Origin of the sequence: Bacillus sp. FSL R5-0512, assembly GCF_038593295.1 — a bacterium.
Taxonomy (GTDB): domain Bacteria; phylum Bacillota; class Bacilli; order Bacillales; family Bacillaceae; genus Bacillus; species Bacillus safensis.
The window spans coordinates 1521849-1539342 of the sequence record NZ_CP151982.1 but is presented as its reverse complement, the minus strand read 5'-3'; the positions used below and the strand labels follow the sequence as shown (position 1 = coordinate 1539342).

General features: G+C 40.9%; 18 protein-coding genes. All 18 read right to left on the bottom strand.

Annotation, left to right across the window (positions count from 1 at the left end; all coding sequences use genetic code 11):
• Positions 1-16: 16 nt before the first annotated feature.
• Entirely contained in the window at positions 17-463 is a 447-nt protein-coding gene (flgD, locus tag NSQ25_RS07835) for a flagellar hook assembly protein FlgD (protein ID WP_024426978.1), read from the bottom strand.
• The gene (locus NSQ25_RS07830) at positions 463-1788 is read right to left on the bottom strand and encodes a flagellar hook-length control protein FliK (protein ID WP_214755214.1); all 1326 of its coding nucleotides are present in this window, start codon (positions 1786-1788) and stop codon (positions 463-465) included. The genes flgD and NSQ25_RS07830 overlap by 1 nt, the downstream gene beginning before the upstream one ends.
• Positions 1789-2490, bottom strand: coding sequence for a MotE family protein (locus tag NSQ25_RS07825; protein ID WP_056766436.1), 702 nt, complete (start codon positions 2488-2490; stop codon positions 1789-1791).
• Positions 2491-2502: 12 nt separating this feature from the next.
• Positions 2503-2946: a flagellar export protein FliJ gene (gene fliJ, locus NSQ25_RS07820; protein ID WP_024424173.1), complete on the bottom strand. Its 444-nt coding sequence runs from the start codon at positions 2944-2946 to the stop codon at positions 2503-2505.
• Positions 2947-2954: 8 nt separating this feature from the next.
• A complete protein-coding gene (fliI, locus tag NSQ25_RS07815; RefSeq protein ID WP_217008594.1) occupies positions 2955-4271 on the bottom strand; it encodes a flagellar protein export ATPase FliI in 1317 nt (438 codons plus the stop codon).
• On the bottom strand, positions 4268-5032 hold the full coding sequence (fliH, locus tag NSQ25_RS07810) for a flagellar assembly protein FliH (RefSeq protein ID WP_034281779.1): 765 nt from the start codon (positions 5030-5032) through the stop codon (positions 4268-4270). The genes fliI and fliH overlap by 4 nt, the downstream gene beginning before the upstream one ends.
• Positions 5025-6041 carry a flagellar motor switch protein FliG gene (gene fliG / locus NSQ25_RS07805; protein ID WP_034281776.1) on the bottom strand — a complete coding sequence of 339 codons (1017 nt, stop codon included), beginning with the start codon at positions 6039-6041 and terminating at the stop codon, positions 5025-5027. Before fliG ends, fliH begins: the two co-directional genes overlap by 8 nt.
• Positions 6042-6052: 11 nt before the next feature.
• The gene (fliF, locus tag NSQ25_RS07800) at positions 6053-7645 is read right to left on the bottom strand and encodes a flagellar basal-body MS-ring/collar protein FliF (protein WP_024424177.1); all 1593 of its coding nucleotides are present in this window, start codon (positions 7643-7645) and stop codon (positions 6053-6055) included.
• Positions 7646-7694: 49 nt separating this feature from the next.
• Positions 7695-8012, bottom strand: coding sequence for a flagellar hook-basal body complex protein FliE (gene fliE, locus NSQ25_RS07795; RefSeq protein WP_070325817.1), 318 nt, complete (start codon positions 8010-8012; stop codon positions 7695-7697).
• An 11-nt stretch (positions 8013-8023) separates the two neighbouring features.
• Positions 8024-8476 carry a flagellar basal body rod protein FlgC gene (flgC, locus tag NSQ25_RS07790; RefSeq protein WP_024424179.1) on the bottom strand — a complete coding sequence of 151 codons (453 nt, stop codon included), beginning with the start codon at positions 8474-8476 and terminating at the stop codon, positions 8024-8026.
• Positions 8476-8865: a flagellar basal body rod protein FlgB gene (gene flgB, locus NSQ25_RS07785; RefSeq protein ID WP_012009952.1), complete on the bottom strand. Its 390-nt coding sequence runs from the start codon at positions 8863-8865 to the stop codon at positions 8476-8478. The genes flgC and flgB overlap by 1 nt, the downstream gene beginning before the upstream one ends.
• A 288-nt stretch (positions 8866-9153) precedes the next feature.
• Positions 9154-9933, bottom strand: coding sequence for a GTP-sensing pleiotropic transcriptional regulator CodY (codY, locus tag NSQ25_RS07780; RefSeq protein WP_007499612.1), 780 nt, complete (start codon positions 9931-9933; stop codon positions 9154-9156).
• A 34-nt stretch (positions 9934-9967) separates the two neighbouring features.
• Positions 9968-11368, bottom strand: coding sequence for an HslU--HslV peptidase ATPase subunit (hslU, locus tag NSQ25_RS07775; RefSeq protein ID WP_024424180.1), 1401 nt, complete (start codon positions 11366-11368; stop codon positions 9968-9970).
• A gap of 16 nt (positions 11369-11384) precedes the next feature.
• Positions 11385-11930: an ATP-dependent protease subunit HslV gene (gene hslV, locus NSQ25_RS07770; protein ID WP_034281773.1), complete on the bottom strand. Its 546-nt coding sequence runs from the start codon at positions 11928-11930 to the stop codon at positions 11385-11387.
• A gap of 14 nt (positions 11931-11944) precedes the next feature.
• Positions 11945-12862: a tyrosine recombinase XerC gene (gene xerC, locus NSQ25_RS07765; protein WP_034281771.1), complete on the bottom strand. Its 918-nt coding sequence runs from the start codon at positions 12860-12862 to the stop codon at positions 11945-11947.
• Between the two features lie 62 nt (positions 12863-12924).
• The gene (gene trmFO / locus NSQ25_RS07760; RefSeq protein ID WP_024424183.1) at positions 12925-14229 is read right to left on the bottom strand and encodes an FADH(2)-oxidizing methylenetetrahydrofolate--tRNA-(uracil(54)-C(5))-methyltransferase TrmFO; all 1305 of its coding nucleotides are present in this window, start codon (positions 14227-14229) and stop codon (positions 12925-12927) included.
• 70 nt (positions 14230-14299) lie between these two features.
• Positions 14300-16375, bottom strand: coding sequence for a type I DNA topoisomerase (gene topA / locus NSQ25_RS07755; RefSeq protein ID WP_061109839.1), 2076 nt, complete (start codon positions 16373-16375; stop codon positions 14300-14302).
• A 193-nt stretch (positions 16376-16568) separates the two neighbouring features.
• Positions 16569-17471: a DNA-processing protein DprA gene (gene dprA, locus NSQ25_RS07750; RefSeq protein ID WP_326136450.1), complete on the bottom strand. Its 903-nt coding sequence runs from the start codon at positions 17469-17471 to the stop codon at positions 16569-16571.
• Positions 17472-17494 lie beyond the last annotated feature (23 nt).

Sequence of the window (17494 nt, the reverse complement as noted above, 5' to 3'; positions counted from 1 at the left end):
TATTTTCCTCCTCGAATTACTTCGTTTTTTCTCCAACTGCTGTAACATCCCAAGGGCTGATTTTCGTTCCATCTTCTAAAACAAGTAAGTATTCATTGTCTATGTTTTTAACAGACTTCACAGTGCCCGATATCTCTTTATCATCCAATTTGCCCGATACTTCTTTACCAATCCAGCCTACATACGTCGTAAACGGATCTTGGTGTGCAACAAATGTAGACATGAGCTGATTCAGCTTGGTGATCGAATCGTTCATATTGGTTTGCTGTTCTAAAGATGAAAATGTCGCAAGCTGCGTGACAAACTCACGGTCATCAAGCGGGTTTGTCGGATCTTGGTTTTGAAGCTGCGTGAGCAAAATTTTCAAGAATTGATCTTTGCCAAGCGTATCTGTTTTCTTTTCTGCTTTTGAAGAAGTGTCTGCTTGTGCGGCTGTTCTATTCGTAGCATCAACTGTTGCCATTAGATCTCCTCCTCTTCTTCATCTGACCCAACAAGAGCATCCAGTACATCTTGGAATTCTGTTTCCTGTTCATCAGTCTGCTGGAAATTCTGTCCTTTTGGCTGCTGCTGCTTGTTTTCTTCACTAAACTGTCCAAATAACGGCTGCTCATTTGATTGAAGCGGTATATGGAAACGGTCCACTTGAACCGACATATTTGGAAGCGCCTGCTTGAGCTGCGGCAGATGATGCTCTAACAGCTCTTTCGCTGCTTGCGTCGAGGCTGTAATTTTACTCGCATACATACCGTTTTGCTTCGTTAGCTGAATGGTAATGAATCCAAGATTTTCAGGATTTAATCGAACGGTAAAGCGTCCGCTTGAATTACCAAACGGCGTGAATTTCATTTGCTTCCACGTGTTTAGAATTTGCTGATCAACCGTTCCTGGCTTTTCATCAGTCGTTTGTGTCTGCTGAACAGGACCCGCTGACTGCAGTTGGAAAAACTGCTTATGACCTGGCAGAAGCGAGTGGGTCATTATTTTTTCAGAAGCTGGTGCAGCAGCGCTTTGTCCTTTAACGACTTCTTTTTTGATGAGCCACTCAAGAGATGCATTCCCTTTTGCCGGAGAAGCGAGTGTAGATTCTTGTTTTGGAGAGATTAGTTCCTTCAACTCTCCTAGTGAAATTTTCCACTCTTTGTCAGACCCTTTCGCATTCGCCATCATATGGTCGATTAGCTGATTAAAGTGCTTTAGCTCACTTTGAGTCATCGAATTCAACTTTGGCGCTGAACCCTGCGAGAAGAACTGCTCTTTTACTTGCTGAATGAGTTTTTCATCTACCCCGTTTTTCGAAAGAAAGTGGATAAAGTCTTGACCTTTCCCTTCAATATCCTGCACAAGTTTCGCATCAAAGCTGAGCGGCTGTTGATTGAGCAATTGATAGATGAAGAAGTGGACTTGTATGAGCTGTTCACTATGCTCAGAACCTGGCTTTTCAGCTTGATCACCGTAAATGGAAGATTCCATTTTTTGAAATAGTTCTTCAAGTGACTTGAGATCAGATGATTCAAGCGTTTGACCTTGTAGTGTTTGAAGCGCACTGAGTAAGTCTGCGCTCATTCCTTCTTCAGGTGATTGCATCCATTTTTCAACAATTTGCATCGCATCATTGATAGAAAGAGAGGCAAGAGCGGCTGTTTCAGCATGAACAGGACCGCTTTGAGCGCCTGCTCCGCTAAGCAATTGTTTAAACAAACCGCGTGCAGATGCAGCGCCGTCTCCTTTTAGCCCTGAGAGACCTTGAGAAGATTGCTGTAAGGCTCCAATATCCAATAGCTTCACTTATTGTCCACCCCCATTTTCACTTTCTTCTTTTTTGGCAAGCTCTTTTGTAAACGTTGCTGCCTTCTGAGGTGTCAGTTTTGCTAATATGTCTGTCAGTTTATTTTTGCTCAGCTCTTCAAGGATTTTTAACGCCTCTTTATCACTTAGTTCTGATAAAATTTTGGCGGATTTCCCTGGGTCCATGCTTTCATAAATGCTGGCGACCTTTCCTTTTGTCTGCTGATTAGAGGATGCCGCTGCATCAGGGGAGGTCCCTGCTGAGTTATTATCTGACGTGTTATTTGATGAGCTGTTATTCGATGAACTGTCATTGGCAGACGTATTCTTTGCATCATTTTCAGATGTTTTTTCAAGTGAGTTGATTTTTTGATTCAATCTTTTAATCTCTTCATCACTTGTTTTCAAATCTTTTTGTGCAATTTCGAGCTCATTTTTTTGCTCTTTAATGGTCTTTTTCAGTTCTTTCAACTCTGCATCGCTTTGATCATTAGGTGAAGATGACGTTTTTGAGGTGTCATCTGAACCAACTAAGCTGCTAATCACCGGAATGTTTTGGAGCGGTTTTTTTAGATCAAAACCTGCCATATAAAGGATCGTGCCAGTGACAATCACAAGCACAATCAATGGGATGATGACAATAAACAAGATCCATTGAAATTTCCCGCCGCCTGATTCCTTCGTTTTTTCCTTCTTAGGCATTCATCTCGACTCCTAATGTCCTTGAAACATGAATTGGCTGATAGAGATATCATCCATTTCTTTCATTTCAATTGCCTTATGTTCAAGGGAGAACTTTTCAAATTGCTTTTCTTTCATTTTTTCAAACTTTTTAAACTCAATGTTTTTTTCAGTTAAATCAGATTGTTTTTCATTCATTTGGTGACGTTTCATGATCACAAGCTGCTGATAATGCTGAATGGTGTTATCTAAGTTGGTCACAAATTGCTGGTAATGACGCATTTCTTGAACACTCATTCCACTTCTCAGCTTTTCTTCTTTGCTTTTTTCCATTAGCTCTTTTTTACTCATATTTTCATAGAGTTTTTCAGCGACTTGCTCAAATGCCGAAACGGATTGTTGGTACGCTGCGAGTGACTTGTCTTTTTCACTTTCTTTCAGTTCTAAGAGCTTTTGAAATTTGTATTGATATCTCACTGTTTTTGTCAATCCTCTCTATTCATCAAACTGAGCAATAAACTCACACTGTCTTCAATAGATACAGCCTCTTCTACATCCTGCTTCAAAAATGAAATCAGATGAGGATAAGCCTGCATGGCCTCATCAATATCTTTGGAGGAGCCTTTTTTATATGCTCCAATATTAATGAGGTCTTCAGCGTTTTGATAAGTGGACAAAAGCTGGCGGAACCGGTTAGCCGCTTCCTTGTGATCATGACTTGCGATATTACTCATGACACGGCTGATACTTTTCAAAATGTTAACAGCGGGAAATTGTCCTTTGTTGGCTAAAGCACGATCAAGTACAATGTGCCCGTCAAGGATCCCCCTCACTGTATCAGCGATCGGCTCGTTCATATCGTCTCCATCAACAAGCACTGTGTAAAACGCTGTGATGGAACCAAGCTGATTTGTCCCAGTTCGTTCGAGCAATTTTGGCAGTATAGCGAACACTGAAGGTGTATATCCTTTTGTTGTTGGCGGCTCGCCAGTTGCGAGTCCTATTTCCCTTTGCGCCATGGCGACCCTCGTAACAGAATCCATCATGAACATGACATTTTTGCCTCTGTCCCTGAAATACTCCGCAATAGCTGTTGCTGTATACGCAGCTTTCAGTCTCGTCAGTGCAGGCTGGTCAGAAGTAGCAACGACAACAATTGATCGCTTCAGTCCTTCAGAACCTAAATCCTTTTCAATAAACTCACGAACTTCACGGCCACGCTCTCCAACAAGGGCAATGACATTCAGGTCTGCTTCTGTCTGCTTTGCAATCATCCCCATTAAGGTACTTTTTCCAACACCACTTCCGGCAAAAATCCCGATCCTTTGACCAGTGCCAACTGTGAGCAGACTGTCGATGACTCTAACACCAACACCCATCTTTTCTCGAATAGGCGGCCTGTCCATTGGATTTGGGGGTGACTGATCTGTCGAAACAGGTGCAAGTCCCTTTGGAAGCATACTGCCATCAAGCGGATGACCGAAGGCATCAACGACTTCACCTATTAATCCAGTTCCTACTTTGACCTTCAGCGACTCACCCGTCGCTTCAACAAGACTTCCTGGTGAAATATTGGATGCTTCTACATAAGGCATGAGCAGAATGTTTTCATCTCTAAACCCTACGACCTCTGCTTTTATTGGATGGTGCTTGCTCCCTTTTTTATGAATGAGACAAACATCTCCGATCGAACTCTCCGGCCCCTTAGATTCAATCATGAGCCCAACCACTCGATTGACTTTACCAAATCGTTTATAAGGATCGGCAGTTTCAATCGTTTCTTTTAGTACATCCATTTTCATTTGTGATCACCTGAATCAATGACTTCTAATAATTTTTCTTTCAACTGATTCATTTGGGTATCAACACTCGCTTCCACTTTTCCAAAACTTGTTTCTACGTAACAAGTTCCTTTTGGCGCTTTTTCATCCGAGTAAATGGCAAGGTGTGTATCCTTTTGAAGGATTCTAATCAATTCGTCTTTATATTCCATCACATGCTCGTAATGTTCAGGGTCAACATAGATGGAAATATCATCATATTCTTTCACTTCTGAAATGACCTGCTTCACAAGAGCCAAAAATGGATCTTTCGTGTCCTCAGCTGCATTCCAAACGCGTTTGGCGAGTTCAAAAGCGAGTTCTACAATTTGCTCAGCAGAGCTTTCAATTTTTTCTTCGTAATCCTGCCTTGCAAGACTGACGATGTCATTTGCTTGATCAAGAATAGCTTGGTACTGCATATTCGCATCTGCTTCGCCCTTTTGGAAGCCTTCTTGATAACCTGCTTGTTTCGCTTCTTCAATGAGCTGCATTCTTTCCTCTTCAAAATCAGTCCGGCGCTGATTGATTTCAGCCATTGTTTTTTCCAGCTCACTGTTTGCTTGTTCTAATATGCGGCTCGCTTGATCTTCTGCATCACTGAGTACTAGCTGCGATGCTTCAGTTTCATTGACAAGCTCTTCTTCGTGATGTTCTCTTTTAAAGTTTACTTGCTGTAAAGGAATCGTTTGCCGCCCTTGTTCAGGAATAACAGATGTTTCATGTTTGATAATCCTAGACAATGATATCGTCTCCTCCGCCTCGAGCTATGACGATTTCTCCAGCTTCCTCAAGTCGTCTTACGATGCTGACAATACGGGTTTGTGCTTCCTCGACATCTCTAAGCCGGACAGGCCCCATAAACTCCATTTCTTCTTTGAATGTTTCGACCATCCGCTGTGACATGTTGCGGAAGACAATTTCTTTGACTTCTTCGCTTGCCACTTTGAGTGCGAGCAATAAGTCATCATTTTCAACATCTCTGATGACACGCTGAATCGCTCTGCTGTCAAGAGTGACAATATCTTCAAAGACAAACATACGTTTCTTAATTTCATCAGCAAGCTCTGGATCTTGAATTTCAAGTGTGTCTAAAATGGTTTTCTCAGTTGCACGGTCTACACCATTTAGCACTTCTACAACCGCTTCGACTCCGCCCGTTTGCGTATAGTCCTGCGTAAAGGTTGAAGAGAGCTTTTGTTCAAGAATACGCTCCACCTCATTGATGATCTCTGGAGATGTACGGTCCATTAAGGCAATACGTCTCGCAACCTCAGTTTGTACTTCCTCGCCTAACTCAGATAAAATTTGCCCAGCCTGCACTGGATCCAAGTAGGAAAGGATAAGTGCTATCGTTTGTGGATGCTCATGCTGGATAAAGTTTAAAATTTGTTCTGGGTCAGCCTTTCGAGCAAAATCAAATGGTTTCACTTGAAGAGAGGATGTCAGCCTGTTTAAGATGCTGTCCGCTTTGTCCTCACCAAGCGCTTTTTCAAGCACTTGTCTTGCGTACATAAGACCGCCCTGCGATATGTAGTCCTGCGCGATGGCAATGCTGTGAAACTCTTCGATGACTTCATCTTTTTTAGCAGTATCTACACTTCGTACATTGGAAATTTCTAATGTTAATTTTTCTATTTCGTCTTCAGACAGATGTTTGTATACAGATGCTGACACGTCTAGCCCTAAGGAAATCATTAGGATTGCTGCTTTTTGTCTGCCTGTTAGTCGATTTGGATCTTTTCTCGACATGTGTATTCCTCCTAATCCTCGGACAGCCAGCTGCGTAGCAATTTAGCAAAGTCTTCTGGTTTTTCTTTTGCCATTTTTTCAAGCTGATTTTTTCTCACCATTTCTTCTGTTTCTGGTTCAGTGTCGATATCAGGAACATCGATTGGTGTACGTTCATCAAACTCAAACTCTTCTTCCTCATCTCTTCTACGCTTGCGTACAAGAAGAATGATAAGAGCGATAATTGCAAGTAGAAGCACACCGCCTACAATATAAACCCAAATTGGAATATTGTTTGAAGGGTTATCTGCCGCAGTTTGCTGTTTACCGTCTAATTTTGATACAGATAAAACGATTTTGTTATCTAAGTCGGCTTGAGTGAGCGCTTGACCATTTGTGTATTCTTTATCAATCGATGTGCTAATGATCGTTGAAAGAATCTTTTTGATATCATCTTGTCTTTCAGCCGTTAAAGAGTTTACATCGTTTGCAGTTGGTGGTTCGACCAATGCTTGAATGCCAACATCTCTAATTTTATAAGGGCTTTCTTTGATATCTTTATGAATGCGGTTGACTTCATAATTGATGCGATCTTCGCTCTTTTCGTAATCTCCGCTTCCATTCGCTCCATCGGCACCTTGATAATTTGTGACATCATCGTCACCTGTTCCAGCGGTGCCTCCAGCTGCTGCGCCGTTACCTGAATAAGTTTCAGCAATCTTTTCAGCGCTGACAGCAATCCCCTGCATGTTTTCTTTATCAACAGGTTCTACTAGGTCTTCTTTTCTTTTTTCTTCAGTAAAATCAATGTCTGTTGTGACCGATACAGCCACTTTATCTTGACCCATCATTGTTCCGAGCAGCTGCTGAATTTTTCTTTGAAGATTCTTTTCGATTTCCTCTTTTTTCTGCTGCTGTGCATCCATTCCACTTGCATAGGAATCGGAGCTGGTGTTTAAGTCGTAGTAGTTGGAATCTTGGTCCATAATGACAATGTTTTCTGTTTTTAAATTCGGCACACTTTTTGAAATAAGATGATAAAGGCCTTTTACTTGCTGCGGTGTGAGCGTGTAGCCCGGCTCAACTTGCAGCACTATGGATGCTGATGCATTACTTTGCTCTTCTCCAACAAAAACGGAATCTTTTGGCAGGTTAATCATCACTTTTGAATCTTTAATCCCATCAATTGTGTTGATCAGATTGGATAGTTCTGTCTGAGTTGCGTCTACTTTCAGAACATCAAATTCATTATCTGTTAAACCGAAGCCTGAATTGTTTGCAAAGAAGGAATAATCAATGTTGCCTGTCTTAGGGAGCCCTTCGGATGCGAGTGTTACTTTTAAAGAATCTGCTTGCTTTTCTGGAACGAGAATCGTTGTTCCATTGTTTGCAAGTTCCGATTTAACGTTTTTGCCATCTAGTTCCTGTTTGATTTGTCCAGCTTCTGCCTCAGACAAGTCTCTAAAGAGCGGAACCATTTTTTCAGAAGAAGCAAAGATGCTAACAACCGTAATAATGATTGCTAGGGCAGCAACGCCGCCAATCATGAGTATTTTTTGTAATTTTGATCGATTTCGCCAAAACTCAACTGTTTTTGTTCTTAATTGCATTAAAGTACGATTCATCTTAACCCCCGGTCATTCCATTCAGTCTTTTTTTGTCCACCAGCACCTCCTACATCTGCATTCTCATAATCTCTTGGTACGCTTCGACTGCTTTATTTCGAAACTCTGTTGCAGCTGTGAGTGTGACACTCGCTTTTTGTGAAGCAATCATGACTTCATCGAGATTGACATCTTTTCCTTGTGCAAGCGCATTTGTATACTGGTCTGATTTCAGCTGTGATTGATTTAATGCCTCAATGGAATTCTTCAGCACATCAGAGAAATTCGTTTGACTTTTAGGTGCAGCCGCATGAATGGGCGTTGCATTCGTCAATTCACTTGCTTGCTGAGCAGTTTGAAGCTGGAAAGGAGATATTGCATTAACCAATTGTTTTCACCTTACTTTCCTATTTCTAAAGCTTTCATCAGCATGCTTTTATTCGCATTTAGAGCAGTCACGTTTGCTTCATATGATCTTGAGCTGCTGATGAGGTCGACCATTTCTTTTAATGGATCGACATTTGGTGTTTGAACATATCCATTTTCATTGGCATCGGGATTTGTAGGATCATATTGAAGGTTGAATGGAGTTTCGTCTTCAGTAATCTTTGTTACTTTGACGCCGTTTCCTAATTTGCCGCTCGAATTCATACTTGAGTTCAATATAGATGAAAACGATTCACCTGACGGCTGTAATGTGACAAGCTTACGTCTATAAGGCTCCCAGTTGCCATCGACCTGTTTAGCTCTTGTCGTATCCATATTTGCAAGGTTTGAGGATACAACGTCCATTCTGAGCCTCTGTGCCGTTAATGCTGAGGCCGAAGCGTTCACTCCTGAAAAGATCGACATCACTTACCTCCTGTCAAAACTGTTTTAAGAGAATTGAATTTCCCGCTCATTCTTTCCACCAGCGCATTATACTGAATTTGGTTTTTAGCGAGTTCACTCATCTCTTGATCAATATCGACATTATTTCCGTTTTCTTGATAAGAAGTACGGTTGCTCGAAACAACTGAATAATTAGACCCTGTTTTTGAAAAATCAATGTGACCTTGGTACGTTTTTTTAGCATCTAATTTGATTGACGCATCATTTAGCATGTCATGGAATGCGACGTTTTTCGACTTGTAGTTCGGTGTATCTATATTCGCGATATTATTGCTTATGACTTTTTGCTTAACATTCGCTCTGCCCAAGGCATTCTCAAGGTTGCTTATCGTTCCAGAAAATATATCCAAAACCATATACCTCCAATCATATGTATTTCATTCCATTTAATCATGTCGAGATTTGTAAAACCATATGTTCATTGTAAGAAATAATAGGATTAAAGTCTATGATGTATATGTAAAAAAAACTCGTAATATATATCTATTTTATGAATAGGTATAAAGGCCTAGATTCAAAGCACTACAGATTTGTAAGGGGTTTCTTGGAAAAAAGAGTGACATTTTTCGGACAAATCCTCATTTTTTCACATAAAAAAACCCTTTTCAGCATTTATTTCGGCCAAAAAGGGTTTTTGATTAATGAGATTTTAAATTTTCGAGTTCAATTAAAAATTTGTTGTTTAACACTTTGATGTACGTTCCCTTCATTCCAAGAGAACGAGATTCGATTACGCCTGCACTTTCTAACTTACGTAAGGCGTTTACGATCACTGAACGCGTAATCCCTACACGATCTGCAATTTTACTTGCGACAAGAAGACCTTCGTTTCCATCCAGCTCTTCAAAAATGTGCTCAATCGCTTCAAGCTCACTATATGAAAGAGAGCTAATCGCCATTTGGACAACCGCTTTGCTTCTTGCTTCTTCTTCGATTTCTTCTGCTTTCTCGCGAAGAATCTCCATTCCAACAACTGTTGCCCCGTATTCAGCAAGAATTAAATCATCATCTGTGAATGTATCTTGTAAGCGGGACAGGATTAACGTACCTAAACGATCTCCTCCGCCGATAATTGGGACAATTGTTGTTAAGCCTGATTGGAATAAGTCACGGTTCTCAATCGGGAAAGCTGTATATTCACTGTTAATATCAAGGTTTGAAGACGTTTCAGGGACATTGAATAGACTCTTTGTATATTCCTCAGGGAACTGACGATCTTCAAGCATTTTTTTCATACGTGCATTTTCGATCTGCTGATTAATGGAGTAGCCAAGAAGCTTTCCCCTTCTGCTTAATACGAAAATGTTTGAATCAATGACATCTCTCAGTGTTTCTGCCATTTCTTTAAAATTAACTGGTTTCCCCGCTGCATCTTGCAGCATTGAGTTAATAATCCTTGTTTTTTGTAGTAACGCCATAATAATGATCCTCCTAGATTACTTTATTCATTTGTTAAAGTATAAATTGACTTAAATCTTTGTTATTTGCAATCTTTCCTAGCTTCTCTTCGACATACTGAGGGGTAATGGTCACTGTCTCCATCGTAATATCAGGCGCCTCAAATGAAAGCTCTTCAAGCAGCTTCTCAAGTATGGTATGAAGCCTTCTTGCACCGATGTTATCTGTCTCCTGATTGACATGATAAGCCACTTCGGCAATCTTATGAATAGCATCGTCAGAAAATTCAAGAGATATACCTTCTGTTTCAAGTAAAGCTTTATATTGCTTTAATAATGCATTATCTGGTTCCGTTAAGATTTTCACAAAGTCTTCTATACTTAATTTATCTAATTCTACACGGATTGGGAAACGTCCCTGAAGCTCCGGAATCAAATCTGATGGCTTTGCCATATGAAATGCACCTGCTGCAACAAACAGCACATGATCAGTTTTAACGGCACCATATTTCGTCATCACAGTTGAACCTTCTACAATCGGTAAAATATCACGCTGAACCCCTTCACGAGAAACATCTGCAGATGATGCACCACCGCTTTTGGCAATTTTGTCGATTTCATCGATAAAAATAATTCCTTGCTGCTCTGCTTTGTAGACCGCTTCCTGACTGACTTCATCCATATCAATCAGTTTTGAAGCTTCCTCAGCCGTTAACGCCTTTCTTGCTTCTCTGACAGTCAGCTTTCTGCGTTTTTTCTTTTTAGGCATGAGATTGCCGAGCGCATCCTGCATGTTCATACCCATTTGCTCCATACCCGAGCCTTGAAGCATATCAAACATGGAAGGCTGCTGTTCTTCTACTTCAATCGTGACGTAATGATCTTCAAGTTCTCCCATAGCCAGCTGATGAGCGATTCGCTTTCTTGTCGATTCGAGTTCCACTTCTTCATTTGAATGATCTCGATCACGGTCATCTTCATCAGAACCGCCAAACAGCATCTCAAAAGGATTTTTCACAGACTGGCTCTTTTTCTTACCAGGAACAAGTAAATGAACAAGACGTTTATTTGCTTGTTTTTCTGCTTCTTCTTGAACATCTTTCATCTTTTCTTCTTTGACAAGTCTAATCGCTGTTTCAACTAAATCTCTCACCATGGACTCTACGTCACGGCCGACATAACCCACTTCAGTAAACTTCGTCGCTTCCACTTTAATAAAAGGCGCACCAGAAATTCGAGCAATTCTGCGGGCAATTTCTGTTTTCCCCACACCTGTTGGGCCGATCATTAAAATGTTTTTAGGAACGACTTCATCCTTTAGCTTATCATGTAAAAGACTTCTTCTGTAACGGTTTCTTAAAGCCACCGCCACTGCTTTTTTCGCATCAAGCTGACCAATGATGTATTGATCAAGCTTTTCAACTATCTCTCTTGGGGTAAACGGCTTTTTCTCCATACGTCTCATGTCCTTTCTATTCAAGCTCTTCTAAAGTGATTTGATCGTTCGTGTAGACACAGATTTCTCCGGCCGTTTCAAGAGCGGCCTTTGCAATTTCTCTCGCTGTGAGATGATCACCTGCATGGGTTTTGAGAGCTCTCCCGGCGCTAAGCGCATAGTTGCCGCCTGAGCCAATTGCCAAAATCCCATCATCTGGTTCAATGACCTCTCCAGTTCCAGAGACGAGCAAAATACTTTCTTTATTCATGACGATGAGCATAGCCTCAAGCTGCCTTAGCATCTTGTCACTTCGCCATTCCTTCGCTAGTTCTACGGCTGCCCGCTTTAAGTTACCACCATATTCTTCAAGCTTTGTTTCAAACTTTTCAAAGAGTGTAAAAGCATCTGCTACTGAACCTGCAAAACCTGCAAGCACCTTGCCTCCGAAAAGACGGCGCACTTTTTTTGCTGTGTGTTTCATCACGACAGCCTGCCCGAAAGTAACTTGACCGTCGCCAGCCATTGCACTTTTTCCTTTATGTTGAACGGCAAAGATGGTTGTTGCATGAAATGATGACATGAAAAAACCTCCTTTTAGGATCGTTTAAAAGCCCTTGGGTGATGAGACATGTACGTGTTTCTTAAAGAATCTTTTGATACATGCGTGTACACCTGTGTAGATGATAAATTTGAATGACCGAGAAGTTCTTGAACACTTCTCAAATCTGCTCCCTCGTTTAAGAGATGCGTGGCAAAGGTGTGCCTCAACATGTGAGGATGGATATGTAATGTACCTGACGCCTTTTTCATTAATTCAGTGAGAATGAATCGAACACCTCTGTCTGTAAGAGGCGTCCCGCGCTGATTCAAAAACACATGAGTATCAGCACGGTCTTTCCCCTTAGCTTTCAGCTTTTGCCTTCCATCCTCTAAATAAGTAATGAGCGCTTCATGAGCATATGACCCGAAAGGAACATACCGCTGTTTGCTGCCTTTCCCATGAACAAGCACTGTATCCATCGATAAATCAAGATCAGATTCTTTTAATGAACATAACTCACTGACCCTCATACCTGTTGCATAAAGAAGTTCTAAAATGGCTTGATTTCTTTGCCCAAGTGGTGTGCTGACATCAGAAACTGTAAAAAGCTCTTTTAGTTCCTCTTCATACAGAAATGAAGGAATCCGCTTATCCTGCTTTGGTAAGCTAACGAGTAAAAAAGGATTTTCTTTCACAAGCTGTTCTCTTAATAGAAATTTATAAAAGCTGCGAAGCGCAGAGACTTTCTTACTAATCGTTCTTCTTGTCAGGCCTTTTTCATAAGCTTCTGTTAAATAAATTCTCGTATCTTGATAGGATACCTCTTCAAAACCGTCTATTCCTTGAATGTTCATAAATCTGACAAACTCTTCAATGGCTTCTGTATATCCTGAGATCGTTAAAGCTGAATAGTTTTTTTCAATTTGCAGATATTCAATGAATAAGTGGACAAGACGCTGTTTATTCGTCATTTTTACACCTCTTTAAGGCTTTTAAATGGTATCACATATCTTGCTTTCCGTGCAATGTTTTACTACAGAGATTTCGAAATAGTTTGAATAGTTTCGATTGCACGCTTAGCGTACTCTGCATAACGTTCTTGTTTGTTTTTAATTCGAACTCCTAGATCTTTCAGCAAACCAAAATTCGCATTCATCGGCTGGAAGCTTTTCTTGTTTGTCGATGTGATGTAGTGAGCCATACTGCCAATCGCCGTTTCCTCCGGAAGTGTCACAAGCTCTTCTCCTTTGACAAAACGAGCGGCGTTAATACCAGCCACTAGTCCCGACGCTGCGGACTCGACATACCCTTCAACGCCTGTCATTTGTCCGGCAAAGAATAGATCATCTCTATTTTTAAACTGATAAGTCGGTCTTAAAAGGCTTGGCGAGTTAATAAATGTATTACGGTGCATCACGCCGTAACGGACAATCTCTGCTTCTTCAAGACCTGGAATCAAACGGAATACTTCCTTTTGATCGCCCCACTTCAGATGTGTCTGGAAGCCAACGATGTTATATAAAGTACCTGCTGCATCATCCTGTCTTAATTGAACAACAGCGTAAGGTCTTTTGCCTGTTTTCGGATCTTCAAGTCCTACTGGCTTCATCGGACCAAACAGCATCGTTTTCTTTCCTCTTTTCGCCATGACTTCAATTGGCATACAGCCTTCAAAGAAGATTTCTTTTTCAAATTCTTTTAATGGTACAGTTTCAGCAGAAATGAGCGCCTCATAAAAACGATCGAATTCTTCTTCTGTCATTGGACAGTTTAAATAAGCAGCTTCTCCTTTGTCATAGCGAGATTTCAAGTACACCTTATCCATATCAATGCTGTCTTTCTCTAGAATAGGTGCTGCTGCATCGTAGAAATAGAGATATTCTTCTCCTGTTAACGATTTTAATTCTTTGGAAAGTGCTTCAGATGTCAGCGGGCCAGTCGCGATAATTGTCGGACCTTCTGGAATGCTCTGCACCTCTTCTTGAAAGACAGTAACATTCGGATGATTTTTCACGCGGTCTGTCACGTTTGCTGCAAATTCATGACGGTCTACTGCAAGCGCGCCGCCAGCAGGAACTGAGCTTTCATCTGCTGCTGCGATAATAGCTGAATCTAAATGACGCATTTCTTCCTTTAATACACCTACTGCATTTGTCAAAGCATTCGCACGCAGTGAGTTGCTGCATACAAGCTCCGCAAATTTATCTGTGTGGTGAGCCGGCGTTTGTTTCACAGGTCTCATTTCATATAAATTGACTTTAATGCCTCGTTTAGCGATTTGCCATGCTGCTTCACTTCCAGCTAAACCGGCTCCGATCACATTTACAAATTGACTCATTGTACAACTCTCCTATTTCGTAAGGTCTGTTTGATGACATAAAAAAGCAGGTGAACAAGGCTGCTCACCGCTATTTTTGTTGTTCCTCTTTATAATCACAGTTCACACATTGAACTTGAACGCCTTTTTTCAGCTTTTTCTCTACAAGCATATTTTCGCATTTTGGACACTTTCTTTCAATTGGTTTGTCCCAAGAGACGAATTCACACTCTGGAAAACGATCACAGCCGTAAAAAATGCGGCGTTTCTTCGATTTTCGTTCAACAATGTTTCCTTCATGACATGACGGGCATTTGACACCGATATCTTTGACAATTGGTTTTGTGTTACGGCAGTCAGGAAAGTTAGAGCAAGCCATGAACTTACCGTATCGACCCATTTTGTACACCATCGGATGTCCGCACTCTTCACAATCAACTCCGGCGTATTCCGGCTCAATCTCAACTTCTTGCATCTCTGCTTCAGCTTTTTCTACCCGTTTTGCAAAGTCTTGATAGAAGCTGTCGATAATACGAACCCATTCGGTCGTACCTTCTTCAACACTATCAAGTTCCTTTTCCATTTTCGCTGTAAATTCAACGTTAATGATTTCAGGGAAGAATTCAATGATTAAGTTGAGTACAATCTCTCCAAGCTCTGTCGGAGTAAATCGTTTATTATCAAGTGCGACATAGCCGCGCTTTTGAATCGTATCTAATGTTGGTGCATACGTAGATGGACGGCCTATACCGAGCTCTTCAAGTGTTTTGACCAATCTTGCCTCAGTGTAACGCGGAGGCGGCTGTGTGAAGTGCTGTTCAGGTTCGATATCTTTTGAAAGAACTGTATCCCCTTCTTTGAGATCAGGAAGCATTTTGTCCTTTTCCTCTAGCTGGTCGTCCTTTCCTTCCACATAAACCTTCATAAACCCAGGAAATTTCACTTTACTGCCATTCGCACGGAAAGTAAGACCGTTATGATCAAGATCCACACTCATTGTATCAAGAACAGCAGGCGCCATTTGGCTTGCCACGAATCGTTCCCAAATCAATTTATACAGACGAAGCTGATCGCGGCTTAGCACATGCTTGACATCTGCCGGTTTTCTTAACGTAGAAGTCGGGCGGATGGCTTCGTGAGCATCTTGTGCATTTTCATTCTTTTTGGCCGGTCGTTTTGTTGTGTTTAAGAAATTCTTGCCGTACGTCTGATCAATGAAAGCAGATACTTCTTCAATCGCCGTATTGGAAATACGTGTTGAGTCCGTTCTCATATATGTAATGAGACCGACTGTACCTTCTTTACCAAGATCAATTCCTTCATATAATTGCTGTGCAATCATCATTGTTTTTTTCGCACGGAAGTTTAATTTTCTTGCAGCTTCCTGCTGTAAAGTAGAAGTCGTAAACGGAACGGCTGGATTACGTTTCCGCTCTTTTTTCGTTACTTTCTCTACAGAGAATTTGCTTCCTTTTAATTTCGAAAGGATTTCTTTTACATCTTCTTTTGTTTTCAATGGATGTTTTTTGCCATTGAGGCCAAAGAAACTCGCTTCGAAGCTTTCTTTTCCTTTAAGGAATGTACCGTCAATAGTCCAGTATTCTTCTGGTTTAAATTCATTAATTTCATTCTCGCGATCAATAATCAGGCGGAGTGCAACTGATTGAACACGTCCGGCACTTAAGCCCTTTTTCACTTTCTTCCATAAAATCGGACTGATTTTATACCCAACGAGACGATCTAAAATCCGTCTTGCCTGCTGCGCATCAACTAAGTCCATATTGATCATACGTGGATGCTTAAAGGAATCCTTAATCGCATCTTTTGTAATCTCGTTAAAAACAACGCGGCAGTCAGAAGAGAGGTCAAGGTCAAGGCTGTGTGCTAAATGCCAAGCAATCGCTTCTCCCTCTCTATCGGGGTCAGCTGCGAGATAGACTTTTTTTGCTTTTTTCGCCGCTGTTTTTAATTCTTTTAAAACCGGGCCTTTCCCGCGAATCGTAATATATCTCGGTTCGAAGTCATGCTCAGTGTCAACACCGAGCTGACTTTTCGGTAAATCCCTTACGTGCCCCATTGAAGCTTTTACTTTATACTTTTTTCCTAAATAACGCTCAATCGTTTTCGCCTTTGCTGGCGACTCAACGATGACTAAATAATCAGCCATACTCAAAATCCCCCTTAAGAGGTGTTCTCTCTTTATACATTTCACAATTCATATTTATGTTAATTGCACCTATCTAACAGGCAATCATTAAAAATTCTTTATGATGAACATCATTATAAACACGAAAAACAAAGTGTAAACTTAAATCCTCACTATTATTAAATATTCCGATGTCTTTTGTCAAACGATATTTTTATGTTGGTTCAGTATATTGAACGCTGCGGAAGGAGAATTCCTCTAAAATATCTTTTGTTGAATGAACAAGCTTTGCTCCCTGCTGAATGAGTCTTGCCGGACCTGTGGAATTAGGATCAAAGATGGATCCAGCAACCGCAAATACCTCTTTTCCTTGCTCAAGTGCTTGATAGGCTGTAATAAGAGAACCGCTCTTTTCTTTGCACTGTATCACGATGGTTCCTTTCGTCAGTGCACTAATTAAACGATTTCTCATTGGAAAATGCCACTTTTCTGGTTTGACATAAGGAGGGTGCTCTGACAAAAGCAAATGATGCTCGCCCATGTATTGAGCCATTTGCTCATGCTCTTTTGGGTATAAATGCTGAAAACCGCCTGCTATAATGCCGATCGTTTTTCCTTTTTTCCTGATGCACTCTTTATGTGCAAGTCCATCAATTCCTTTAGCTAAACCACTGACAATCATCCAATCTTCCTTTACAAGCTCACCAACAATTTTCTTCACACATGCTTCTCCATAAGACGATGGAACTCGCGTGCCGACTACACCTAAACTTTTTTCTTCATTTAAATATGATACGTTTCCTTTTAGGAATAACACAGGGGGAGGATCATAAATATTTTTTAGTGTGCTGGGATATAAGGGTGATGTGATGGGAATCATGTGAATGTTTTGCTTTAAATAGGCTTGAACGATGTGTTGAAAAATGGGGAATTCATTTTCTTCAGCTTGTTTTAAGCGGGTAAGGTCGATCGTTTGTAATGCTCGATCCTGTTTAAAATGATGTGTTTCTTCATTTATATATAGCTCAGGATCGACTTTCCACCATTTTGTTAATAATGAGGGTGAGATGAGGCCTTTTAAGCGGTGAAAAATCATTCTTTCGGACAAGTTGTACATACCATTCCTCCAGTTTAAAATAG